This is a genomic window from Halomonas sp. SIMBA_159 (assembly GCF_046536035.1).
Taxonomy (GTDB): domain Bacteria; phylum Pseudomonadota; class Gammaproteobacteria; order Pseudomonadales; family Halomonadaceae; genus Vreelandella; species Vreelandella venusta_A.
Map to the genome: position 1 here is coordinate 1 of NZ_JAWJBT010000348.1, position 284 is coordinate 284.

Genomic DNA, 284 nt, shown 5'->3' on the forward strand with positions numbered 1-284 from the left:
CATGGGTTTCTCCAAAGGCTCGCGGCGCGCTCAGGGATTGAGCACGTGGAAGACGAGGCTGTAGCTGTTGCTGTATTCGGGTGCGGCGGCGCCAGCCGGGGCGACGCTGCGATGGCGCGCCAGGGCCAGCCAGGTGCCGCTGGCGGGCTGTTCCCAGCGCACGTGGCCCCTGGCATCGCTGCGCAGTTCCACTTCGCGCGGCTTGCGGTCCGAGGTCCATACCGCTTCGCTGATCTGCACCGGCGCATCGGTCAGCGGCTTGCCATCGAAGCGGAGTTCGAACT

Annotated in this window: 1 protein-coding gene; it reads right to left on the reverse strand. The window is 68.0% G+C overall.

Annotated elements, in window-relative coordinates; translation table 11 throughout:
- Positions 1-30 precede the first annotated feature (30 nt).
- The coding region (locus R0J87_RS19575) for a hypothetical protein (RefSeq protein ID WP_498888334.1) at positions 31-284 on the reverse strand (254 nt) is incomplete at its 5' end.